The organism is Thauera humireducens, from assembly GCF_001051995.2.
GTDB lineage: Bacteria > Pseudomonadota > Gammaproteobacteria > Burkholderiales > Rhodocyclaceae > Thauera > Thauera humireducens.
Genome location: NZ_CP014646.1, coordinates 1,821,728 through 1,844,536, shown reverse-complemented (window position 1 = coordinate 1,844,536; position 22,809 = coordinate 1,821,728). Strand labels below are relative to the sequence as shown.

General features: G+C 68.2%; 20 protein-coding genes. 6 read left to right on the top strand and 14 right to left on the bottom strand.

Features of this window, described 5'->3' with window-relative positions; all coding sequences use genetic code 11:
- Window positions 1-18: 18 nt before the first annotated feature.
- From AC731_RS08745 to paaY, 5 genes are read left to right on the top strand one after another with little or no spacing between them, the layout of a single operon-like run.
- On the top strand, window positions 19-1,233 hold the full coding sequence (locus tag AC731_RS08745; RefSeq protein ID WP_048705263.1) for an acyl-CoA dehydrogenase family protein: 1,215 nt from the start codon (window positions 19-21) through the stop codon (window positions 1,231-1,233).
- 13 nt (window positions 1,234-1,246) lie between these two features.
- Window positions 1,247-2,401 (top strand): acyl-CoA dehydrogenase family protein, encoded by a 1,155-nt coding sequence (locus tag AC731_RS08740; protein ID WP_048705260.1) that lies wholly within the window; start codon window positions 1,247-1,249, stop codon window positions 2,399-2,401.
- Window positions 2,402-2,404: 3 nt separating this feature from the next.
- The gene (locus AC731_RS08735) at window positions 2,405-3,205 is read left to right on the top strand and encodes an SDR family NAD(P)-dependent oxidoreductase (protein WP_048705257.1); all 801 of its coding nucleotides are present in this window, start codon (window positions 2,405-2,407) and stop codon (window positions 3,203-3,205) included.
- Window positions 3,206-3,219: 14 nt separating this feature from the next.
- A complete protein-coding gene (locus AC731_RS08730) occupies window positions 3,220-4,647 on the top strand; it encodes a DHA2 family efflux MFS transporter permease subunit (RefSeq protein WP_048705255.1) in 1,428 nt (475 codons plus the stop codon).
- Between the two features lie 4 nt (window positions 4,648-4,651).
- Window positions 4,652-5,263 (top strand): phenylacetic acid degradation protein PaaY, encoded by a 612-nt coding sequence (paaY, locus tag AC731_RS08725; protein ID WP_048705252.1) that lies wholly within the window; start codon window positions 4,652-4,654, stop codon window positions 5,261-5,263.
- Between the two features lie 112 nt (window positions 5,264-5,375).
- Here paaY and AC731_RS08720 read toward each other — a convergent pair whose 3' ends face one another.
- Both AC731_RS08720 and AC731_RS08715 read right to left on the bottom strand, forming a co-directional pair.
- Window positions 5,376-6,260 (bottom strand): NAD-dependent epimerase/dehydratase family protein, encoded by an 885-nt coding sequence (locus tag AC731_RS08720; RefSeq protein WP_048705249.1) that lies wholly within the window; start codon window positions 6,258-6,260, stop codon window positions 5,376-5,378.
- Window positions 6,261-6,274: 14 nt separating this feature from the next.
- Entirely contained in the window at window positions 6,275-7,114 is an 840-nt protein-coding gene (locus AC731_RS08715; RefSeq protein WP_048705247.1) for an SDR family NAD(P)-dependent oxidoreductase, read from the bottom strand.
- A gap of 199 nt (window positions 7,115-7,313) precedes the next feature.
- Here AC731_RS08715 and AC731_RS08710 point away from each other — a divergent pair, with 199 nt between their 5' ends.
- Window positions 7,314-8,489 (top strand): helix-turn-helix transcriptional regulator, encoded by a 1,176-nt coding sequence (locus AC731_RS08710; protein WP_048705244.1) that lies wholly within the window; start codon window positions 7,314-7,316, stop codon window positions 8,487-8,489.
- 41 nt (window positions 8,490-8,530) lie between these two features.
- On the opposite strand, the gene AC731_RS08705 is transcribed toward AC731_RS08710, so the two are convergent.
- The 12 genes from AC731_RS08705 to cofE all read right to left on the bottom strand — a co-directional run bounded on the left by AC731_RS08705 (window position 8,531) and on the right by cofE (window position 22,803).
- Window positions 8,531-9,568 carry a TIGR03617 family F420-dependent LLM class oxidoreductase gene (locus tag AC731_RS08705; protein WP_048705242.1) on the bottom strand — a complete coding sequence of 346 codons (1,038 nt, stop codon included), beginning with the start codon at window positions 9,566-9,568 and terminating at the stop codon, window positions 8,531-8,533.
- 21 nt (window positions 9,569-9,589) lie between these two features.
- Window positions 9,590-10,441 carry an SDR family NAD(P)-dependent oxidoreductase gene (locus tag AC731_RS08700; RefSeq protein WP_048705239.1) on the bottom strand — a complete coding sequence of 284 codons (852 nt, stop codon included), beginning with the start codon at window positions 10,439-10,441 and terminating at the stop codon, window positions 9,590-9,592.
- Between the two features lie 13 nt (window positions 10,442-10,454).
- Complete coding sequence (locus AC731_RS08695; RefSeq protein ID WP_048705237.1) at window positions 10,455-11,906, bottom strand: UBA domain-containing protein; 1,452 nt, start codon at window positions 11,904-11,906, stop codon at window positions 10,455-10,457.
- Window positions 11,899-13,092: a sulfotransferase family protein gene (locus AC731_RS08690; protein ID WP_048705234.1), complete on the bottom strand. Its 1,194-nt coding sequence runs from the start codon at window positions 13,090-13,092 to the stop codon at window positions 11,899-11,901. Before AC731_RS08690 ends, AC731_RS08695 begins: the two co-directional genes overlap by 8 nt.
- A 10-nt stretch (window positions 13,093-13,102) precedes the next feature.
- Complete coding sequence (locus tag AC731_RS08685) at window positions 13,103-13,765, bottom strand: TetR/AcrR family transcriptional regulator (protein ID WP_048705232.1); 663 nt, start codon at window positions 13,763-13,765, stop codon at window positions 13,103-13,105.
- Between the two features lie 175 nt (window positions 13,766-13,940).
- A complete protein-coding gene (gene cysQ / locus AC731_RS08680) occupies window positions 13,941-14,723 on the bottom strand; it encodes a 3'(2'),5'-bisphosphate nucleotidase CysQ (protein WP_048705230.1) in 783 nt (260 codons plus the stop codon).
- A gap of 53 nt (window positions 14,724-14,776) precedes the next feature.
- Entirely contained in the window at window positions 14,777-16,684 is a 1,908-nt protein-coding gene (gene cysN / locus AC731_RS08675) for a sulfate adenylyltransferase subunit CysN (protein ID WP_062450089.1), read from the bottom strand.
- A gap of 1 nt (window position 16,685) precedes the next feature.
- Window positions 16,686-17,585, bottom strand: a complete 900-nt coding sequence (gene cysD, locus AC731_RS08670) for a sulfate adenylyltransferase subunit CysD (protein WP_048705227.1) — start codon at window positions 17,583-17,585, stop codon at window positions 16,686-16,688.
- A gap of 93 nt (window positions 17,586-17,678) precedes the next feature.
- On the bottom strand, window positions 17,679-20,165 hold the full coding sequence (cofH, locus tag AC731_RS08665; RefSeq protein WP_082794280.1) for a 5-amino-6-(D-ribitylamino)uracil--L-tyrosine 4-hydroxyphenyl transferase CofH: 2,487 nt from the start codon (window positions 20,163-20,165) through the stop codon (window positions 17,679-17,681).
- Window positions 20,132-20,779: a 2-phospho-L-lactate guanylyltransferase gene (gene cofC / locus AC731_RS08660; RefSeq protein WP_048705224.1), complete on the bottom strand. Its 648-nt coding sequence runs from the start codon at window positions 20,777-20,779 to the stop codon at window positions 20,132-20,134. Before cofC ends, cofH begins: the two co-directional genes overlap by 34 nt.
- Before the next feature lie 309 nt (window positions 20,780-21,088).
- Window positions 21,089-22,039, bottom strand: coding sequence for a 2-phospho-L-lactate transferase (cofD, locus tag AC731_RS08655; RefSeq protein WP_048705221.1), 951 nt, complete (start codon window positions 22,037-22,039; stop codon window positions 21,089-21,091).
- Entirely contained in the window at window positions 22,036-22,803 is a 768-nt protein-coding gene (gene cofE, locus AC731_RS08650; RefSeq protein WP_048705219.1) for a coenzyme F420-0:L-glutamate ligase, read from the bottom strand. The genes cofD and cofE overlap by 4 nt, the downstream gene beginning before the upstream one ends.
- Window positions 22,804-22,809: the final 6 nt, after the last annotated feature.

Sequence of the window (22,809 nt, the reverse complement as noted above, 5' to 3'; positions counted from 1 at the left end):
CCACGACAGGAACAGGAAATGAGCACCCTCGAAGATTTCCGCCGCGAGACCCGCGCCTGGCTCGAGGCCAACTGCCCGGCCTCGATGCGCACCGGGATGCCTGATGGCGAGCTGGTGTGGGGCGGGCGCACGGTCGAGTTCAAGACCGAGGACCAGCGCCTGTGGTTCGAGCGCATGCGCGACAAGGGCTGGTTCTGCCCCGACTGGCCGGCCGAGTACGGCGGCGGCGGGCTGACACCGGAGCAGAACGCGGTGCTCGAGTCCGAGCTGCGCCGCCTGCGCTGCCGCCCGCCGCAGATCAACCTCGGCATCTGGATGCTGGGCCCGGTGATCCTCGAGTTCGGCAGCGAAGAGCAGAAGCGCGAGCTGCTGCCGCCGATGGCGCGCGGCGAGATCCGCTGGTGTCAGGGCTTCTCCGAGCCCAACGCCGGTTCCGACCTCGCCAGCCTCAAGACCAGCGCCGTCGATGCCGGGGATCACTTCGTGGTCAATGGCACCAAGATCTGGACCTCCTACGGCGACAAGTCCGACTGGATGTACATGCTGGTGCGCACCAACCCCGACGTGCCCAAGCAGCAGGGCATCAGCCTGCTCGTGGTGGACATGAGCTCGCCGGGCATCGAGGCGCGGCCGATCGACCTCATCAGCGGCAAGTCGTCGTTCTGCCAGGTCTTCTTCGACAACGTGAAGGTGCCCAAGCGCCAGCTGATCGGCCCGCTCAATGGCGGCTGGACCCTGGCCAAGGCGCTGCTGCAGCACGAGCGCAGGGCGATGTCGAAGTTCGGCGAGTTCAGCCTGCCGACCCACTTCGACCTGCTGTCGATCGCCGGCACGTACCTGCCGGCGCAGGCGGCGTCCTCGCCGGCCGACGTCGCGCTGCGCCAGCGCGCCTACGCGATGGCGATGGACGAAATGGCCTACAGCCTCACCGCTCAGCGCATGGGTGAGGAGGCGCGCGCGCGCAGGAACGTGTCCGGGCTGATGTCGATCATGAAGCTGGTGCACTCCGAGCAGGAGAAGGACAAGTTCGAGGTGCTGGTCGACGTGCTCGGCCACCGCGCGCTGGGCTGGGAAGGCGACGCCTTCGAGCCGCAGGAGCTGGCGCTCACCAAGGCGTGGCTGGGCAGCTTCGCGCAGACCATCGCCGGCGGCTCGTCCGAGGTGCAGTTGAACGTGATCGCCAAGCGGGTGCTGGAGTTGCCCGAGGGCAACAGCGGCAAGCAGGGCAAGTGAGGAGCAGCCTGTCATGAGTCTGGTTTATTCCGAAGAGCAGCAACTGCTGGCCGATACCGCCGCCGAGTTCCTGATGGCGAAGAGCCCGGTCACCGCCCAGCGCAAGCTGCGCGATGAGGGGGCGGCCGAGGGTTTCGACGCCGCGCTGTGGCGCGAGATGGTCGACATGGGCTGGAGCGCGATTCCCTTCCCCGAAGCGCTCGGTGGCCTTGAGTTCGGCTGCAAGGGCCTGGGCGCGGTGTTCGAGCAGATCGGCCGCAACCTGTCGGCCTCGCCGCTGCTGTCGAGCGTCGTGCTCGGCGGCGCGGTGATCGAGCTCGCTGGCTCCGAAGCGCAGCAGGCGGCGTGGATGGCGGCGCTGATCGGCGGCGACAAGCGCGTCGCGCTGGCGGTGGACGAAACGCCGCGCCACGACCCCGCCGCGGTCGCGCTGCGCGCCACGCGTGCGGGTGACGGCTACGTGCTCACCGGCACCAAGGCCTTCGTCGCCGACGGCTTGGGCGCGGATGCCTTCATCGTCGCCGCGCGCACCGGCGGCCAGCCGGGCGAGCAGGGCGGCATCAGCCTGTTCATCGTCGCCGCGGACGCGGCCGGCGTGCAGGTGTCGCCGATGAAGACGCTCGATTCGCGCAACCACGCCACGCTGGTGCTGAACGAGGTGCGCGTCGGCGCCGCGGCGCGGCTGGGCGCGGAGGGCGAGGGCTTCGCCGCGCTCGACGCGGCGCTCGATCGCGGCCGCGTGTGCCTGGCGGCCGAGCTGCTGGGCGCCACGCAAAGCCTGTTCGACACCACCATCGAGTACCTGAAGACGCGCGTGCAGTTCGACGTGCCGATCGGCAGCTTCCAGGCCCTGCAGCACCGCGCCGCGTGGTGCTACGCGCACCTGCAGCTCGCACGCAGCACGGTGATGGCCGGCCTGGCGGCGATGGACGACCCGACGCTCGATGCCGCGACGCGCGCGCGCATGGCCAGCCTCGCCAAGTGGAAGGCCGGTGACGCCGCCCACCGCATCAGCCGCGAGGCGGTGCAGCTGCACGGCGGTATGGGCGTCACCGACGAGCTCGACGTCGGCCTCTACCTCAAGCGCATCCGCGTCGCGCAGGCCAGCCTCGGCGATGGCGATTTCCACGTGCAGCGCTACGGCGACCTGAGCACGGCGGAGGCCTGAGCGATGACGGCGACGGGCAACGGCGTTCTCGCGGGTAAGGTTGCCGTCGTCACGGGCGCCGGCCAGGGCATCGGTCGCGGCGTGGCCCTGCAGCTGGCGCAGCAGGGCGCCCGGGTGGTGGTGTCCGACATCAACGCGGAAACCGCCGCCGAGACCGTCGCCATCGCGCAGTCGCGTGGCGCCGAGGCGGTGGCGATCGGCTGCGACATCGCCGACAGCGCGAGCGTGGAGGCGCTGGTGGATGCGGTGGCCGAGCGCTTCGGCGCGCTCCACATCCTCATCAACAACGCCTACCTGGGCAACCTGCCGGGGCCGCTCGAGACCAAGGCAGCGGGCGATTTCGCGCGCGCGCTGCAGGGCAGCTTCTATGCGCCGCTGGCCGCGATGCAGCGCGCCTTCCCGCACATGAAGGCGCAGCGCTGGGGCCGCATCATCAACATGTGCTCGCTCAATGGCGTCAATGCGCACATGTACACGGCCGACTACAACGTCAGCAAGGAAGCGCTGCGCTGTCTCACCCGCAGCGCGGCGCGCGAATGGGCGGCGCACGGCATCACCGTCAATGCGGTCTGCCCGGGCGCGCGCACCCCGGCCTACGAGCGTTTCGCCGCCGCGTCGCCGGAGAATGCCGCGCAGCTGCTCAGGCAGAACCCGATGGGCCGCATGGGGGAACCCGAACAGGACATCGGCAGCATCATCGCCTTCATCTGCAGCGATGCCGGCGGCTACATGACCGGCAACACGGTGTTCCTCGACGGCGGCTCGCACATCAACGGCGTGTCCTGGCAGCCCTCGGCCGGCTGAGGCGACGAAGCGCGATGCGCTGCCTTCCGCCGGTCCGGACACGCGACGAGTTGATCGCCCGCCACGGCGAGGCCTTCAAGTGGCTTGCGCTGACCGTGGTCGGGCTGGGCACCATCGCCGCCGTGCTGGCGACCACCAGCTTCAACGTGGCCGTTCCGGCCCTCGGGGCCTATTACGGGCTGGGCCAGCACCAGGTGCAGTGGGCGATCACCGGCTTCATGGCCGCGCTCACCGTCGCCATGCTGCCCACGCCGTGGCTGCTTGACCGGATCGGTTTCCGGCGGCTCTTCCTCGGCGCCAACCTCTTGCTGGGCGTCAGCAGTGTCGCCGGGGCGCTGGGCGACAGCTTCAGCTTTGTCGTCGCCATGCGCACCGTGCAAGGTGTGGCGGCGGGACTGCTGCAACCGCTGCCGATGCTCGCGGTGATGCGCCTGTTTTCACCCGGCAGCCAGGGGCGGGCGCATGGGCTGCTGGGCTTCGGCATCGTGCTGGCGCCGGCAGTCGCGCCCGCGCTGGCGGGCGTCCTGCTCGACCGGTTCGGCTGGCCGTCGATCTTCCTGATGAGCCTGCCGTTCTGCGTCATCGCCGGCATCCTCGGCCTGTACCTGCTGCCGCGCCACGAAGCCGCGCGGCGCCAGCCCTTCGACTGGCAGGGCGTGGGCATCCTGTGCGCGGCCTCGCTGCTGGCGATCGACTTCATCGCCAGCCTGCGCGGGTCCGGCCTGTTCGCACCCCGGACCTCGCTCGTGCTGGTCCTCTCGATGGTGTGCGTGGTGGCCTTCGTGCGCCATGCCCGGCGCGCGGCTGCGCCCATCGTGTCGCTGGACATCTTCGCCGAGCGCAGCTTCGCGATGGCAGGGTTGGTGACCGTGGTGTACGGCTTCGGCCTGTATGCATCGACGTATCTGATTCCCGTCTTCCTGCAGAGTGCGCTCGGCTACGACGCCACGCATGCCGGGCTGGCCCTGCTGCCATCGGGCATGCTGCTCGCCGTCGTCATTCCGCTGGCCGGCGTGCTGACCGACCGCTATTCGCCGCGCTGGATCACGGTGTGGGGGCTGGTGTTGTTCGGGGTGTCCTTCGTGCTGTTCGCGTGGCGAGGGGGAGAGATCAGCTACGCTGAAGTGATCGGCTTCAGCCTGGTCGGTCGGCTCGGGCTCGGGCTGACGGTGCCGGCGCTGATGGTGGCCACCATGGCGCATGTCGTCCCCGCGCGTCTGGGGCAGGCGTCGATGGTCAGCAACTACACCCGGCAACTGGGGGGTGTGCTCGGCGTCGCGGTCGTCGCGGTGTTCGTGGAATGGCGCACGACCGTGCATGGCGCGCTTGCCGATGGCGTCTTCGTGGCCTACGTCGAGGCCTTCCTGCTGTTGGCGCTGAGCTTTGCCCTGGCCGTTGCGTTTGCCGTGCGGATGCGACCGCGGACAGCTTCCATGGAGTGATGTGATGACCTGCTACGCGTTTGCCGGCCTGCGGCCGGTGGTGTCGCCGGATGCGTTCGTGCATCCGGATGCGGTGCTGATCGGCGATGTGATCGTCGGCGCAGGCTGCTACGTTGCCCCGCTGGCCTGCCTGCGCGGCGATTTCGGACGCATCGTTCTGGAGCCGGGTTCGAACGTGCAGGACACCTGCGTGATGCACGGCTTCCCCGGCTCCGACACGGTGGTCGAGGAAGACGGGCACGTGGGGCACGGCGCGGTCCTGCACGGCTGCCGCATCGGTCGGAATGCGCTGATCGGCATGAATGCGGTGATCATGGACGGCGCGCTCATCGGCGAGTCCAGCATCGTTGCCGCCTGCGCATTCGTGAAGAGCGGCATGCAGGTGCCGCCGCAGAGTCTGGTGGCGGGCCTGCCGGCTCGCGTCATCCGGCCGCTGGGGGCCGACGAGGTCGACTGGAAGCGGAACGGCACGAGCTGCTATCAGACCCTGGCCCGTGTCAGCCTGGCCACGCTCGAAGCGTGTGAGCCGCTGACTGCCGTCGAGGCCGGCCGGAAACGGATCGAGCTCTTCTCGGCGGTAACGCTGCAGGCGATGCGTCGCGAAGGCGAATCCTGAGGCAGGTGCTCCGCTTTACTGTGCCGTGACGCCGCGCTGACGGCCTTGCCCCCGAAAAACCGCTCGGGCATCCGTGGCGCTCGCCCAGCGCGCCACGGATGCCCTTTGGTACTTAGCGGTCTTGCCCGACCAGCGCACGCACCGCCGCTTCCACGTCATTGCGACGGTAGGCGAGGGACATGTCGGGCTCGTAGCGGGCGTAGTTGCCGCGTCCGGTGTAGATGGCGACGTCGGGCAGGAGCGGGTGCTCCTGGTCCAGCTCGGGGACCGGCTGCGGATTGCCGACGGCCTCGAAGAACAGGCTGAAGTACTTGGCGAAGCTCAGGTTCTCGTCGCCGACCAGATAGGCCTTGCCCGGCGTGCCCTTGACCAGCGCCTGGTGCAGCGCTTCGGACAGCGAGCGCACCGACATGAAGTTGGTGCCGCCTTTCGGACCGAATACCGGCAGGTCGGGCATCTGCCCCTTCGCATAGGCGACGTAGGCGTCGAACATCGGGTTCGGCAAGCCCGGCACGTGGCCGACCATGAAGGGTGCGTTCACCGACACGACTTCGAATGTGGCCGAGTTCAGGGCGCGTACGCCGATATCCGACAGGTGGCGGGAGCGGACGTAGGGAACCGTCTCGATCAGCTCGGGTGCCATTTGCGGATAGAAGCTGCCCAGCAGGACTGCGCGGCGCATGCCCGCGTCGCGCGCGGCAGCGAAGAAGCGCGGGATGGCGAGGGTATTGCGCGTGTGCCATTGCTCGTCCAGCGACTGCCCGAGATCGACGTGGCGAATGTCCTGCCCCGCGCAGAAGAGCAGCGCATCGAAGCCTTTCAGCACCGATGGGTCGATGGCCTGCGTGTAGTCGATGCTGACAAAGGGCAGTGCCGCCAGCAGCGGCGCCTTGGGCGCCGTCCGCGAGGCGATGGTGACGTCGAATCCCTGTGCCTTGAGGTACAACGCTGCGTGCCCGCCGAGAAGGCCGGTGCCGCCGACGACCAGAGTCTTCATGATGGTCTGTCTCCTTAGAAATTGAATCCGTTGGTTTCGATGACTGGCGCGATCGTCCAGCCGCCTTGAGGCGTGCGGTACCAGCCGCTGGCCGCGAGGGCGCCGCCGTCCACGTGCAGCGTCGTGCCGCTGACCCAGCTCGCCATGTCGCTGGCGAGATAGATCACCGCGTCGGCAATTTCCTCGGCCTTGCCATAGCGCCCCAGCGGCACCCAGTCGCTGACGCGTTCGGCGTATTCGGCCTTGATGAACTGTGACAGGGGCAGCTGGGCGGTTTCGGTGGCTTCGGGCGCGACCTGGTTGACGCGGATGGCGTGGCGGCCCAGCTCGACGGCAAGGCTCCTGGTGAAACCGGCCAGCGCGGTCTTGAAGGTCGAATACACCGCCAGGTTGGGCACGCCACGGAAGCCTTCGATGGTCGACAGATTGACGATGCTTGCGGTGGGGCTGCGGTGACGCTTGAGCAGAGGCAGGGCGCTGCGCGTCACCTCGAATACGTGGCGCAGGTTCGCGCCGTACAGCCGGTCGATATCCTCGTCCGAATAGTCTTCGAAGGGCTTTGCGAGCTGGAGCGAATCGCCGACGTTGTTGACCAGCACGTCGAGCGCACCGTCTGTCGCAGCCAGTTCGGCGAACACGCGCCTGACGTCGTCCGCCCGCGTCACGTCGCCGCGGAAGACCTTGTGTCCGTCGCCCTGGCTGACGAGCCAGGCTTCGACGTCGGCAGCGCGTGCTGCGTCCGACTCGATCACCCGTACTTTCGCCTTCAGCCTGGCGAACTTCTCGACGGTGGCTCGCCCGATACCCGCGCCGCCACCGGTCACCAAGATTGTCCTCTTATCGAAATCGAGCATGCCTTACGACCCCCTTCAGTAGTTTCGAGCGGCCATCCGCCGACCTCTGCCGAGTGTCGGCCTGGCCGTGGTGGATGACATCCTTTAGGGGGACTACCGCCTTATCGTCCATCCGGACGATGAGGCGCTGCGGGGGCTTGTGGATATTCCTTCCATGACTCTAAAAGCCGGATCGCATGATGGAGCCCGAGGTGCTGCAGTGAGCGCTCATGACCCGTCCGGGGTCTTTCTTGCTGCGGGCATGGACACTGCGCACCACGATCACATCGTGGGCCTCATCTACGCAGCGATCATGGACAGCCAGAAATGGGTCGATGCATTGCAGGAGATGCGAAGCCTGTTTGCAGCGAACTTCCTGACCCTGATCCTGCGCGAGGCCTCGATCGAGGACCCGGGTCTCATCGTCTGGGTCGGCGATAGTGAAAACGGCGGAAACGCCCGTTTCGAGCCCGCGCGCAGCGACGTCACGCCGTTCGTGAATCTGGCGACGGATCAGATCTACGTCGTGGATGATCTGATGGAGTTGTCGGAGTGGCGTCGCTCGGCCTATCTCCAGCATTGGTGCACGCAGTACGACGTCTTCCACGTCATGTCGGTGGATATCTCGATCGCGGGGGCCGGGCGCATGCCGCTGCGGATCACGCGTCCCGAATCGGCGCCCGCGTTCACCCCGCAGGATCGGGCGCGCTGTCAGGCGCTGCTACCGCACCTGCGACGCGCGCTGCAGATGCACAACCTGCTGCATCGCAAGGAATCGCTCGGCGGGGCGTTCTCGAGCGCGATGGGGCGCCTGTCGGTCGGGACGATCGTCCTCGACGAGCGCGGCCGGGTATTCGACCAGAACCTGACGGCACAGGAGATTCTTTCCAGCGGCGACGGACTGAAACTGGCCGGTGGCGGACTCGAGGCCTTTTACCCGAGCGACAATCGGGCGCTGCAGAGCCTGATACGCGGTGCCTTCGCAAGGCATGCGTCGTCCCAGCCGGCTGTGGTCGAGGCGCTGTCGATATCGCGGCCGTCGGGGCAGCCCGCCCTGGGGGTCGTCGTGGAGGTGCTGCCGGCTGGCGAGTGGGCGGGCGTGCGTGGCCGGCCGGTCGCGGTGCTGTATGTTCGTGATCCCGCCGGGCGCACGCTGGCCGATGCGGAGGCGATCCGGCAGCTTTTCAACCTCACCCCGACCGAGACCTCCGTCGCCTTGAAGCTCGCCGATGGCGCATCGCTCGAGGAAACCGCCGAGGCCCTGGGCATCCGCCGCAACACCGCGCGCGCCCACCTGCGCGCGATCTTCTCCAAGACCGGGGTACGGCGTCAGACCGAGCTCGTGCGCATCATGCTGAACAGCGTCGCGCCGCTGCGGGGCGGCGCGGACGTCTGAGACGGTGGCGGCCGATCACCGGCCGCCGGTCCGCAGGATGATCAGCGCGTCGCGCTGAACGCGCGTATCGCCCGTATCGCCTCGGCTGCCGCGGCATCGTGTGCCGGATCGTTCGGCACGGTCAGCGTCACGCGGTCCACCAGACCGCCGAAACGGGCGTTCATGGCGGATGGCAGTTCGTCATAGCGACCGCTCACCAGGAAGGTGTCCAGCAGCTCGTCGGTAAAGACGTCCGGCATGTCCTTCCACCGGCCCTCGCGGGTGAGCGCGAGCAGTTGTTCGCCGATGTGCTGCCAGCCGAACAGCTCCAGGCTTGCCCAGTACGCCGGTGTCGAGAACAGGAAGGCCAGCATGTCGCGGAAGCGTTCGCGTTCGCTGGCGACCGTGGCGTCGTCCGGCCCGGTGGCGACGAACTGGCTCGCGCTGATGAAGGGCCTGGCGCGTCCGGGGTCGCGCTTTTCGGTGCCGACGGCGATCTGCGGCAGGATCACTTCCTTTAGGTAACGCACCGAGGTGTTGGTCGGATGGGTGTGGATGCCATCCGCGCTCTGGCCGACCAGTTCGAGCATCTTCGGGCCGACCGCACCGAGCATCAGCGGCACGTCGGGCGCGTCGATCGGCCCCGGGTTGAAGAAGGGCTGCAGGCGGGTGAACTTGTAGTGCTCACCGATGTACTCGAGCCGTTCGCCGGTGCGGAAGGCGTGGAAGATGGCACGCAGCGCGCCCACGTATTCGCGCATGCCGGCGGCCGGCGGCAGCCAGCGCGCCGAGTAGCGATCCTCGATGTTCTGCTTGATCTGCGTGCCCATGCCGAGCTCGAAGCGGCCGCCCGACATTTTCTGCAGGTCCCAGGCGGCCAGCGCGACGTTCATAGGGCTGCGCGGGAAGACGATCAGCACCGAGGTGCCGACCTTGAGTTTCGAGGTCGCGGATAGCGCCTGACAGGCGAGCAGCAGGCCATCGTGGATCGCGTCGGAGACGAAGAGGCCGTCGTAGCCCATGGCTTCGACGCGGCGGGCAAAGGCGCCCATGTCGGCCAGGTTCAGGTTTTCAGGGGTGGAGGCGAAGATCTCGAACATGGGGGGAGTCCTGGGCAAGGTTCAAAGCTTGAAATCGGGCAGCGGGCCGGCGCCATCGAGGCGCATCACGGGCAGGCCGAGCTCGCGCAGCAGCGGCAGGCTCAGGGCGACCCGGCCCGACAGCGCAGCCTGCGAACGGGAACACAGGGCCAGGGCCGCTTCGGCCATGGCTTCCACCGGCTCCATGTGGGCGAGGTCGTCGATCGAGCCGCTGACGAGCGCGCCTTCGCTGGCTACGGCCTCGACCGGGGCCAGGGTGTTCACCGCGATGTTGTCGGCGGCAAGCTCCATCGCCATGCCGGTGCTCAGGCGTTCGAGCGCGGCCTTGGTCGAGCCGTAGAGCGTGGGCGAGTGGGTGGTGTGGAAGCGGTAGGCACGGTCCTTCGGGGCGTAGGGTGCCGGGCCGGGGCGGGTGCTGGTCGCGCTCGACAGGTTGAGGATCCAGCCGCCGCCGCGCGCCTTCATCGCCGGGATGGCGAGTTGCGCGAGGTGGTGCGGCGCGAACAGGTTGACCGCATAGGCCAGCTGGACGCGCTCCACCGACTGCGCGTAACCCGCGCCGAAACGCGCCCAGGCGGCGTTGTTGACCAGGATGTCGATGCCGCCGTAATGACGTAGCGTTTCGGCGACGATGCGCTCGCGATCGGTGGCGCTGGCCAGGTCGGCCTGCACGCACAGGCAGTCGCCGCCGGCCGCGCGGATGTGCGCTGCGGTCTCGTCGAGCGAGCCGGGCAGCTTGCCGCCGGGTTCGCCAGTGCGCGCGACGAGCACGACCCGCGCGCCCTCCGCCGCAAAGCGTTGTGCGATCGCCGCGCCGATTCCGCGGCTGGCACCGGTGACGATCGCTACCTTGTCCTTCAGGGTGTGGGTCATGCGGGGCTCCTTGTCAGTGCTGGCGGTAGCGGCGTTGCACGTGTTCCTGCCGGATCGCAATCTGCTTCCGGCGCTCCTCGGGCGAGATCAGGCGGGTGTCGGCCGGCAGGTGCTGGTGGATTTCGGCCAGCGGCACCTTCTTCGCCGTGGCCCAGGGCAGGTTGTCCATGGGCTTGACCGGGTAGGCCCAGCGTATCGCCATGTAGCCCTCGGGGTGGCCGGTGGCGTCGAGCCAGTTGGCGATGCCCGGATCGCGATGGGAGACCACCAGGCGGAAGACGTTGTCGGCATCGCGGTGCGCCTGCAGGCCGCCGAGGCTGCTCTGGTAGTTGGCGAAGTCCAGCGATTCGCCCCACATGTTGCCCAGGCTGAAGCCGATGTACACCGGCTCCACCGGCTGGTGCATCTCGACCACCAGCGCCTCGTCGGGTGCCAGCTCGAAGATGCCGCCGCAATACACGTTGGTGGCCATGCCGCCCGCGGTGGCGAGCGAGGCGGCGTTCGGCTTGTTGAAGTCGTTGCGCGGCATGAAGCACTGGCCGTCGCCGTTCATGTCGCCGTAGCACTCGCACACGACCGCGTAGAACTCGTTCCAGAAGTGCACCTGGTTGCGGGTGAAGCGGCCGATGTCGGCGATCTGCCTGGCGGCGACCTCGGGCGTGTAGGCCGGCATCGGCTTGCCGAGCAGGTCGTTGCGGTAGATGAAGAGCTCGAGCAGGTCCTCGTTCTCCCAGTCGGAGAACAGCTCGCGCAGCATCACCAGCTGGCTCACGTATTCGCGCGTGACGCTGCTGCCGTCCTTCTGCTTGCGGGTGCGGCTGGCGCGGGTGAGCATGAAGTTGCCCTCGTAGCCGGGCGGCTTCTCGGGCGCGAGCAGGATCTCGAAGCTGCCATCTGCCTCCACCTTCAGCTCGGTGCAGTCCAGCTCGGCGCAGTTGATGCGCGAGCCGGGCGTCATCTCCTTGAGGCTGCCGCTTTCGCCCGAGTAGCCGCTGGGCGTCTCGAAGATCACGTAGTGCGGGGCCTTGCGCACCCCGGCCGGCGCCTTGCCGCCGCGCCAGGCGCTGGTGTCGGCGGCGCGACCGCGGATGGTGTAGCTGTAGTTGCCGTCGATCGGCGCCATCAGGTAGAGGGCGTCGCAGTTGTCGATGGTCGAGCGGTTGAGCGGCTGGATGGCGCGCACGAAGTAGGGGAACTCCGGCGTCGGTCCGAGGCAGCGCGAGATCGAGCCGTAGAGGAAGCCGAGCACGTAGCGGTAGCCTTCGGCGAGGTTGCGCGGCGTGGCGGGTGGGGGCCACAGCTTGGGGTCGTCGATCGCATCGCGGGCGTCCTGCAGCTGCGCGATCATGTCGTCCCAGGCCTGGCGCAACTGGACGGCGGCATCGCGGGTCTCCGGGTCGCGCGCCTCGACGTGGGCCTTGACGATGTCGAACACGGCGTCGTGCCGGGGATTGGGCTCATGCATGGGCCAGCTCCTTCTTGTCTTGCGCGGATGCGCTCTGCGGGTTGGGGGGGACGTCCTCGTCCCAGTTGAACTTCTCGAACAGGGGCGCCAGTCGCTCCCGGATCTCGCCGTCGTCGAGGCCGAATTCGGCCAGGCTGTAGCGGTGTTCGGTTTCGTGCTTGCGGGTTCGGGCGGCCTCGGCCTCCAGGAAGCGGGCAAAGTCGGGGCTGATGTCGAGCCCGAGGTCGCGATAGACGTCCTCGATCGTGCCCTTCGGATCGGTGGTCAGGCGCCGGTAGTCGATGACCGCGTGCGGGGTCTCGGGGTGGCGCTCGAGGACCTCGAGCGGATGGAGGTAGGACTCGTAGGAGAGCCCGGTCATCACCTGGTTGGATTCGCGGATGCGGTCCTGCGACAGGTTGCCCTGCAGCTTCCAGCCCACGTTGAGGAGCTTGAGCAGGCTGGGGATGGTCTCGTGCGGGTTGCGGTAGAGGATCACGAAGCGCGCATCGGGAAAGGCTTCGATCAGGGACGCGACGCGGCCGCAATAGGTGGGGTTCTTGCTCAGGTGGATGCGGTCGCTGCCGTTCAGGTAGAGCTGGCGGCGCACGCATTCCTTGTAGAACTTCATCATCCGGCGCCGGCTCGCGGCCGGGCGCTGGTCGATGTGGAAGAAGTCGAGCTCGCTCATATACGGGAGCTTGGTCAGCCAGAAGCCCGACGCGCAGGAGTTGAAGTACAGCAGGTCGTCTTCCTCGGGGATCGTCAGGCCCATCTTGTGGATGTGCTGCATGGGGCCGAACTTGCGCTTCTCCCAGGCCTGCAGCCTGCGCTCGAGCGCGCGGCCGAGCAGGTGGGCGTCGATCCATGCGGCCAGGCGCACGAGCTTCTTCTGCAGCAGCGAGGGCAGCAGCAGCTCGTAGTACTTGAAGGTGGAGAAACGCGCGTCGGCGTCCATCAGCCGGTGGGCGAGCGTGGTGCCGCTGCGCGCGTGGCCGATGATGAAGACCGGGGTCTTCACCTTGGTGCGCCACAGGCCGGGAAACAGGATGCCGTCGAGGAAGAAGCACACCGCGGTCACCGTTGCGCGCAGCGGTACGTGAAGCAGCAGCAGCTTGTACAGGCCGCGGCGCTGGCGTGTGTTCTGCTCCTGGCCGACGAGGCGCAGCAGCTTGAACCAGACGGTGAAGTCGAAGTAGTAGAACAAGAGAGTCTCCTTAGTCGTTCTGGATGCCTTCGCCGGGCATCTTCCTGAGATAACGGACGAGCATGACGTGCAGCTCGTCGATGAATTCCTGCGTCAGGATCAGCTCGGGGTTGCGGTCGAGGGTGGCGTGGATCGTGCCTTCGAGCGCGTTGGCGACCATGCGCGCGGCGAGCGTGAAGTCCTGCACCCGCAGGGTGTCGCGGTGGCGCTCGAGGGCGGACGGCAGCCACTCGGCCGTGGTGGGCTTGTTCGGGTAACGCTTGCGCGAGTAGGCCTCGAAGTCGTACTTCCAGTGGATCTCGAGGTAGAAGTCGCGCAGCTGCAGGTACAGGCGCCGATGGCGCGCGACCTGTTCCGCGACGAAGAACTCGAGCGTGGCGTCGAGGGAGTTCTCGGCGAGCGCGATCGCCTGGCGGTCGAGGCGCCGGATGTCGTCGAGTTCCGAGGTCAGCAGCTCGTTGCAGATGTCCGCCGCAATCGCATGCTTGTCGGCGTAGTACTGGTAGAGGCTGCCGATGCTGATCCCGGCCACTTCGGCGATGCGGTTGGTGGTCAGGCGCGCATGACCTTCCTCCTTCAGGATGCGCAGCGCAGCCTCACGGATCGCCCGCAGGGTTGCGGTCGCCCGGGACTGGGTGGGGCTGCGGCGAAGCGGTGAATGGTGGGAGGCCATGGGCGTTCCTTTGCGTGACGCGGTCAATTGGAGCAAGCCGTCCCCGGCCTGGCTACTCGCATTCGATGCCGTTGCGCGAGCCGGAGGTGAAAAATAAAGCACGTTGAAACAAGGGCTTGTAAATCGAACTCGGGGTGTTGTCGCGGAAACCGAGCTTTGCTCGGTTTTTGTGGCGTTACACCGCGTCGCTCGTGCCCCAGGCGGCGAAGTGAGGATTGGCAAAATCCGCCTTGCCGTATCCCAGGACGCCGCCATCGAGGGTGCGGACGATGCCGCCCGCGGCGCGCAGCACGGCATCGCCGGCGGCGATATCCCATTCCATGGTGCGGCCGAGGCGCGGATAGACATCGGCTTCGCCGGCTGCGACCAGGCACAGCTTGAGCGATGAGCCGGCGTTGGTCTGGCTGGCGACCTTGCGCCCGGCGAGGAAGGCGGCCAGCGCGTCGGCGTCGCCGTGCGAGCGACTGGCCACCACGGTCAGGCCTTCGGCGGGCGGCGTGCGGCAGGCGATCGTGCGGCGCACGCCCTTGTCCTCGACCAGGGCGCCGAGTGTCGCGCCACCGGCGAACAGGCGGTCGAGCGCAGGGGCGAAGACGACGCCGAGTACCGGTTCGCCGCGCTCGATGAGCGCGATGTTGACGGTGAACTCGCCATTGCGGCTGATGAACTCCTTGGTGCCGTCGAGCGGATCGACCAGCCAGAAGCGCTCGCCCACCGCGGGAATGCGCCCGGCCGCGGCCTCCTCCTCGGAGACGATCGGGATGTCCGGGGTGAGGCGGGCGAGTGCAGGCAGGATCAGGGCTTCGGCGCGCTCGTCGGCTTCGGTCACCGGCGAGGCGTCGGACTTGCCACGCACCTCGAAGTCGGTGGCATAGATCTTCATGATCTCGTCGCCGGCGGCGCGGGCGACGGGGAGCAGGGCGTCGAGCAGGGCGCTCGGGTCGGATGGCTGGGGCATGGTGGTTCCTGTTCGTGTATGGTGGGCAGCGGGCCCGTGCGGGCCCGCTGCTTTCAGTCGGCGATGACGCCGCGCAGGCGCAGCGTGGCGATGACCGCGTCGGCGGCCGCGTCGAGCGAGAGCTGGGGCGTGGCGAGCCGCAGTTCGGGGCTCTCCGGCGCCTCGTAAGGCGAATCTATGCCGGTGAAGTTCTTCAGTTCGCCGCGGCGCGCCTTCTTGTAGAGGCCCTTCACGTCACGCTGCTCGGCGACCTCGAGCGGCGTGTCGACGAAGATCTCGATGAACTCGTCGTCGCCCATCAGGCTGCGCGCCATGCGCCGCTCCGACTTGAACGGCGAGATGAAGGCGGTCAGCACGATCAGGCCGGCGTCCACCATCAGTTTCGCGACCTCGGCCACGCGGCGGATGTTCTCCACCCGGTCGGCGTCGGTGAAGCCCAGGTCCTTGTTCAGGCCGTGGCGCACGTTGTCGCCGTCGAGCAGGTAGGTGTGGTGGCCCAGCGCGTGCAGCTTCTTCTCGACCAGGTTGGCGATCGAGGACTTGCCCGCGCCCGACAGGCCGGTGAACCAGAGCACGCAGCTCTTCTGGTGCTTCTGGGCCGAGCGCGCCGCCTTGTCGACATCGACGTGCTGCAGGTGGATGTTGTGTGCGCGGCGCAGCGCGAAGTGCAGCAGGCCCGCGCCGACCGTGTTGTTCGACAGGCGGTCGATCAGGATGAAGCCGCCGGTGTCGCGGTTGGCCTGGTAGGCATCGAAGGCGATCGGCCGGTCGAGCGACAGATTGCACACGCCGATCGCGTTCAGCTCCAGCGTCTTGGCCGCCACATGCTCGAGCGTGTTCACGTTCACCTGGTACTTGATGTCGGTGATCGTGGCCGTGACCGTCTTGGCGCCGATCTTGAGCAGGTAGGGCCGGCCCGCGAGCAGCGGCTCGTCGTGCATCCACACGATCGTGGTCTCGAACTGGTCGGCCACCTCGGCCGGCGCCTCCACGGTCGAGATCAGGTCGCCGCGCGAGATGTCGATCTCGTCGGCCAGCGTGAGCGTGATCGACTGCCCGGCCACCGCCTGCGCAAGGTCGCCGCCGTGGGTGACGATGCGCGCCACCGTGCTCTCGCGCCCCGAGGGCTGCACGCGGATGCGATCGCCCGGGCGGATCACGCCGCTCGCCACCTGGCCGGCGAAGCCGCGGAAATCCAGGTTCGGGCGGTTGACCCACTGCACCGGCAGGCGGAAGGGGGCGCGCTGCATGCGCGCGTCGTCGACCTCCACCGTCTCCAGGTAGCCCATCAGCGTCGTGCCGTGGTACCAGGGCATGGTGCTGCTCGGGGTGGTGATGTTGTCGCCCCTGAAGGCCGACAGCGGGATGAAGGTGACGTTGTCGAGCCCGATCTGCGCCGCGAAGGCGGAGTAGTCCTCGACGATGTCGCGGAAGACCTTCTCCGCGTAATCGACCAGGTCCATCTTGTTGATCGCCACCACGATGTGGCGGATGCCCAGCAGCGACACCAGGTAGCTGTGGCGCCGGGTCTGGGTCAGGATGCCCTTGCGCGCATCGACCATCAGGATGGCCACATCCGCCGTCGACGCGCCGGTGACCATGTTGCGGGTGTACTGCTCGTGGCCCGGTGTGTCGGCGACGATGAACTTGCGCTTGTCGGTCGAGAAGAAGCGGTAGGCCACGTCGATCGTGATGCCCTGCTCGCGCTCGGCGGCCAGGCCATCGACCAGCAGCGCGAAGTCGATCTGGTCGCCCTGGGTGCCGAACTTCTTCGAGTCGGCCTCGACCGCGGCGAGCTGGTCCTCGAACAGCATCTTCGATTCATAGAGCAGGCGCCCGATCAGCGTGCTCTTGCCATCATCCACGCTGCCGCAGGTGATGAAGCGCAGCAGGCTCTTGTGTTCATGCGCCTTCAGGTATTGCTCGATGTCGGTGGCGATGAGGTCGGAAACGTGTGCCATGTCAGAAGTACCCCTCTTGCTTTTTCTTTTCCATGGAAGCGGCGGAATCGTGGTCGATCACCCGACCCTGGCGTTCGGAGGTGCGGGTAAGGAGCATCTCCTGGATGATCGCCGGCAGCGTGTCGGCCTCGGACTCCACCGCACCGGTCAGCGGGTAGCAGCCCAGGGTGCGAAAGCGCACCTTCTTCATCATCGGCACCTCGCCGGGCTTCAGGGGCATGCGGTGGTCGTCGACCATGATCAGCGTGCCGTCGCGCTCGACCACCGGACGTTCGGCCGCGTAATACAGCGGCACGATGGGGATGTTCTCGAGGTAGATGTACTGCCAGATGTCGAGCTCGGTCCAGTTCGACAGCGGAAACACCCGGATCGACTCGCCCTTGTGCTTTCTGGCGTTGTAGAGCTTCCACAACTCGGGGCGCTGGTTCTTCGGGTCCCAGCGGTGCTGCGCGGTGCGGAAGGAGAACACGCGCTCCTTGGCGCGCGACTTCTCCTCGTCGCGGCGCGCCCCGCCGAAGGCGACGTCGAAGCCGTACTGGTCGAGCGCCTGCTTGAGGCCCTCGGTCTTCATGATGTCGGTGTGGATCGCCGAGCCGTGGGTGAAGGGGTTGATGTCCTTCTCCACGCCTTCGGGGTTGATGTGCACCAGCAGGTCCATGCCGGTCTGCTGCGCCATGCGGTCGCGGAAGCGGTACATCTCCTGGAACTTCCAGCGCGTATCGACGTGCAGCAGCGGAAAGGGCGGCACGGCCGGGTAGAAGGCCTTCATCGCCAGGTGCAGCATGACCGCGCTGTCCTTGCCGATGGAGTACAGCATCACTGGCTTGTCGGCCTCGGCGACGACCTCGCGCAGGATGTGGATGCTTTCGGCTTCGAGCCGTTGCAGGTGGGTGAGTGTCATGGATTCTCCAGCTTTGTTGCGGGAACTAGGGACGTAGAGGGCCGGCCGCGCCGCCGGGGCGGCGCGGTTCGGTACTGCGTGGAGCGTGGGCGTTCAGGCGAGTGCGTGCAGCCTGTGCACCCGTTGGGGTCGATGTGGGGGGCCGGCTTCACCACGCGTGCCGGCCGCCGTCGTGCAGACGTCTGTCGCTGCTGCGGCCCTGGCGCGGCCGATCGTGGGCGGCACCGCTTCGTAGAGCGTCGTACGTTGTCGCAGCGGGCGTGCGCAGCGCGCAGCGATCGCACGCAGGTCGGCGGTTTCCATCACCTGGCCGTTGGCGCCGCCCGCTGCGCGCGTGATCGATTCGTACATCAGCGTGCCGCCGAGGTCGTTCGCCCCGGCCTGCAGGCAGAGCGCCGCGCCTTCGGCGCCCATCTTCACCCACGAGGTCTGGATGTTCGGGATCAGCGGATGCAGGACCAGGCGGGCGACCGCATGCATCAGCACCGCTTCGCGCAGCGTCGGGCCCGAGCGTGCGCGACCCTTGTGCCACAGCGGCGACTCCATATGCACGAAGGGCAGCGGCACGAACTCGGTGAAGCCGCCCGTCTTCGCCTGCAGGCGGCGGATGGCGAGCAGGTGACGCGCCCAGTGCCGCGGCGTATCGACATGGCCGAACATGATGGTCGCGGTGCTGCGGATGCCGACCGCGTGCGCGGCCTCCATCACCTTGAGCCATTGCGCGGTGTCGAGCTTGTCCGGGCAGATGATGGCGCGCACCTCGTCGTCGAGGATCTCCGCTGCCGTGCCCGGCAGCGTGCGCAGGCCGGCGTCGCGCAGGCGGCGCAGGTAGTCGTGCAGCGACAGGCCCAGGGTGGCGGCGCCGTGGCGGATCTCCAGTGGCGAGAAGGCATGGATGTGCATGTCGGGCGTGGCGCGCTTGACCGCTGCCAGCAACTCGAGGTAGGTGTCGCCGGTGTAGTGCGGGTGGATGCCGCCCTGCATGCACACCTCGGTGGCGCCGCGGGCCCAGGCTTCGAGCGCACGGGCGGCCACCTGCTCGGCGTTGAGCCGGTAGGCCGGGCCGCGCAGCGTGGAGGCGGCGTGGCTCTTGGCAAAGGCGCAGAAGCCGCAGCGGTGCTGGCAGATGTTGGTGTAGTTGATGTTGCAGTTGCGCACGTGGGTGACCGCCTCGCCCACGGTGTCGCGGCGCAGGTGGTCGGCCGCCGCCATCACCGCGTGCAGGTCCGCGCCCTGCGCATCGAACAGGCGCACGATCTCGTCCTCGGCCAGTTCGCGGCCCGTCAGGGCCTTGTCGAGCAGTGCGCGGATGGCCTGCGATGGCGCTGCACCGTCCGGTTGGGAGGCGAAGGCGCGCAGCGCGGCGGGCGAGGGGGCCTGACCGGTGCCGGCGATCCAGTCGTCGACGCGCGCGAAGCCGTTTGCGTCGGCTCGACGCAGCAGGGCGGTGCCCATTGCCGCATCGGTCCATCGCGCAGCCTCGCGCACGAAGGACGGGATCAGCGGCAGGCGTGGGCGCAGGTGGCGGCCGTGTGCGGCCGTCTCGGCGGCGAGCGCGTCGATCTGCGGCCAGGCTGCCTCGGGATTGACGTGATCGAGCGTGACCGGCGAGATGCCACCCCAGTCGTTGACGCCGGCGCGCAGCAGCGGGCCCAGTTCGCCGGGTCTCAGGTTGGGCGGCGCCTGGATGGACATCCCGGCGCCGAAAATCAGGCGCGCCATCGCGATCGTCCAGGTGTGGTCATCCAGCGCGGGCTCTTCCGCCTGTGCCATCACCGTGCCGGGCTTGGCGCGGAAGTTCTGCACGATGATCTCCTGCAGGTGGCCGTGGGCCGCGTGCACCTCGCGCAGCGCGAGCAGGGAGTCGACGCGTTCGCGGCGCGTTTCGCCGATGCCGATGAGGATGCCGGTCGTCATCGGCACCGCCTGTTCGCCGGCCAGGCGCAGGGTCTCGAGGCGGGCGCCCGGGTGTTTGTCCACGCACTTCCAGTGCGGGCCGCCGCGTTCGCACAGGCGGGTGGAGGAGGACTCGAGCATGATGCCCATCGACGCCGACAGCGGGCGCAGCAGGGCGATCTCCTCGGTGCTCATGGTGCCGGGGTTCACATGCGGCAGCAGGCCGGTCTCGCGATGCACCAGCGCAGCCATCTCCGCCAGGTATTCGATGGTCGAGCCGTGGCCGAGCGCGGCGAGGGCGTCGCGCGCCGCCTGGTAGCGCGATTCCGGGCGTTCGCCGAGGGTGAACAAGGCCTCGTGGCAACCTGCCGCCGCGCCGGCGCGGGCGATGGCCAGCACTTCGTCCGCGCTCAGGTAGGCGTTCGGCACCGACTTCGGCGTGGTGGCGAAGGTGCAGTAGCCGCAGGTGTTGCGGCACAGCCGGGTGAGCGGGATGAAGACCTTGCGCGAGTAGCCCACGCTGGCGCCGTGCCCGGCCAGCGTCAGGGCCCCGGCGGTGTGCAGCAGGTCGGCGTGCGACGCGTGTTCGGCCAGCAGATGGATGTCTTCGGGCGACAGCGTGTGTCCTGCCCGCGCGCGGGCGAGTAGGCTCAGAGCGAAGTCGTGCATGGCGAGGTTGTGCATGGCGTCAGGCTCCAGCGGGAGGGCTTGAGGGAAACGCCCGCTGCCGGCAGCAGGCAGGCGAGATCGGCGGGCGTGTCGATGTCGATGGCGAGGCCATTCAAGGCGGGCAGGGCCGGCGTGATGCGACGGATGCGCGCTTCCGCCAGGTGCTGCGACAGGCTGTTCGTGCCGAAGCGGAAAGGGAAGTCCAGCCGATCCGCGACGAACAGCGCGTTGGTGCCGGTGCCGTGGCGGTCGGACGCCAGCGCCAGCCCCTGTCGCCGTCCGGCGCGGACGAAGCGGTCGATCTCGCTCGCCCGCACCAGCGGCAGGTCGGCGTGGATGACCAGCAGCGAAGTCGCACCGTGGTCGAGCAGGCTGTCGGCGGCGGCGGTCAGCGCCGGGTTGAGGCCCGCGCCCGGGTCGGGCAGGGCGAGCACGCCCAAAGGAACCCGCTCGGGCTCGCTGCTGACGACCGCGATGTGGTCGATCTCCTGCGCATCGGACAAGGCCGACAACACGGTGTCGAGCATCGTCTGCACCAGCCCGGCGCGGGCGGCATCGTCGAGCAGACCGGCCAGCCGCGTCTTGCCGAAGCGGCGCGCCTTGAGCGGAACCACGGCCCAGCAGCTCATGGCCGCACTCCCGGCGATCTGGTCGCAGCGGCACCCATTACACGCTGCGAGGCGGGCGTGGCGTTACGGGCGGCGAGAGGGTTGAGGTGTCGTGTCTGCATGGTCTTCGTGCTGTCCTTGGCAAAATTGAAACACCTCAGATACGACGACGGCTACTCGCTTTGGGGTGCTGAAGGTTGGCCGAGTAAGGATAAAAAAAGCAATAAAAACAAGGGTCTGAGGATGTTGTTCGGATGCTGTTCGGCTGAATGTGAAAAAGCTCGGTTTTTGGGGCGAGCGCTGGCGTCGATGGGGTGCAACGCGATTCGCTCAGGATCGGTGGGACAGGGTGGCGGTGAAGGCCAGTGTCTCGTGTGCCACGCGGACACGATCGGCCGGTGTCAGCATCAGCGTGTCGGTGACATGCACCGGCAGCGCGAGCTGTTCGCGCAGATGGGCATCGCGTGCATCCAGCACGAAGCCGTCGAGCAGGTCGCCGTAGTGGCGGACGATCTCGTCCGCGCTCACCGGCACGCCCAGCTCGGTCATGATCTTCGCGGTCGGCCCCTTCACCGCGGCGCCGCCGACCAGCGGCGAGACCGCGACGATTGGTACGCCACGCGCGCGCAGCAGCGTGCGCAGGCCGGGCACCGCGAGGATGGGGGCGATGCTCAGGTAGGGGTTGGATGGGCAGATCACGATGGCGCCCAGCGTCTCGTCGGCGAGCGCCCGCTCCAGCGCGGCGCAGGGCCGGGTGTCGGGCGCGAACACGAATTCGATCGCACGCGTGACCGGGCGGCATTGCTGGCGGACGAAGTAGTCCTGGAAGTCGAACACGCCTTCGTCGGTCCGCACGCGGGTGCGCAACGGCTGGTCGGACATCGGCACGATGTCGGCCTCGATGCCGAGGCGGTGCGCGAAGTCGGCGACGATGGCCGACAGCGGCTCGCCGGCTGCGAGGCGGCGGGTGCGCTCGACGTGGGTGGCGAGATCGCCGTCGCCGAGGCGGAACCAGATCTCGCCGCCCAGGCGGGCGAGCGCGTCCATGAAGGTCCAGGTCTCATTGCGCCGGCCCCAGCCGGTTTCCGGGTTGGCGAGGTCGGCCAGCGTATACAGCGCGGTGTCGATGTCGGGCGAGATGTGCAGGCCCAGGTGGGTGAAGTCGTCGCCGGTATTGACCGCGACGGTGAGCCGGCCGCGGCCCGCCGCGTGCAGCAGTCCGTCGGCCAGCTTGGCACCACCGACGCCGCCGCTCAGGGCGAGGATGCTGGGCGCGCTCACTGGAACAGGTCCGTGTCGATCGGGCGCACCAGCGCCCGGCAATCGGTCTCGGGCGCGGCCGGGATGAAGCCGCTGGCGATCACCACCGGCATGCCCTCGTCGCCTTCGCCCATCACCACCGCGGCACCGGCGGCCACCGCGTCGGCAAACGCGGTCTGGGTGATCTGCAGCCTGCGGCCGTGGCGGTCGGTGTCGCCGCGGCGGTCGATCAGTGCCGGAATGCCGGCCGAGCCCAGCGCCACATTCACCACGCCGTTGCGCCACGGGCGGCCGAAGCTGTCGCTGACGATCACGCCGACCTGCTGCCCCGTGGCGAGGTACAAGGCCTCGCGCAGCCCGGCGGCCGAGGCGTCAGGGTCCAGCGGTAGCAGCAGGGCGCGCTCGCGGCCAGCCTCTTCCGGCACGTTGGACAGGTCGATGCCGGCGTTGGCCATCACGTAGCCCAGGCGATGGCGCACGATCAGCACGCCCGGTACCGCGCGCAGCACGCGGGTGGATTCGGACAGCGTCAGCTCGACCAGCCGCGCATCCTTGCCGGTGATGCGGGCCAGTTCCTGCGCCTTGACGGACGGGACGACCTCGTCCAGCCAGGCGAAGCGGCCTTCCGACTTCGACACGATCTTCTGCGCCACCACGACGATGCTGTCGCTGCCCAGCTCGCTTCTGTTCTCCGCCAGCGCCGCCACGATCAGCGGCGCCAGCGCGTCTCCGGGCCGGATCTCCGGGATGCCGGCAAGCGCTTCGAAACACAGCCGGCGTCCCATGGCGGT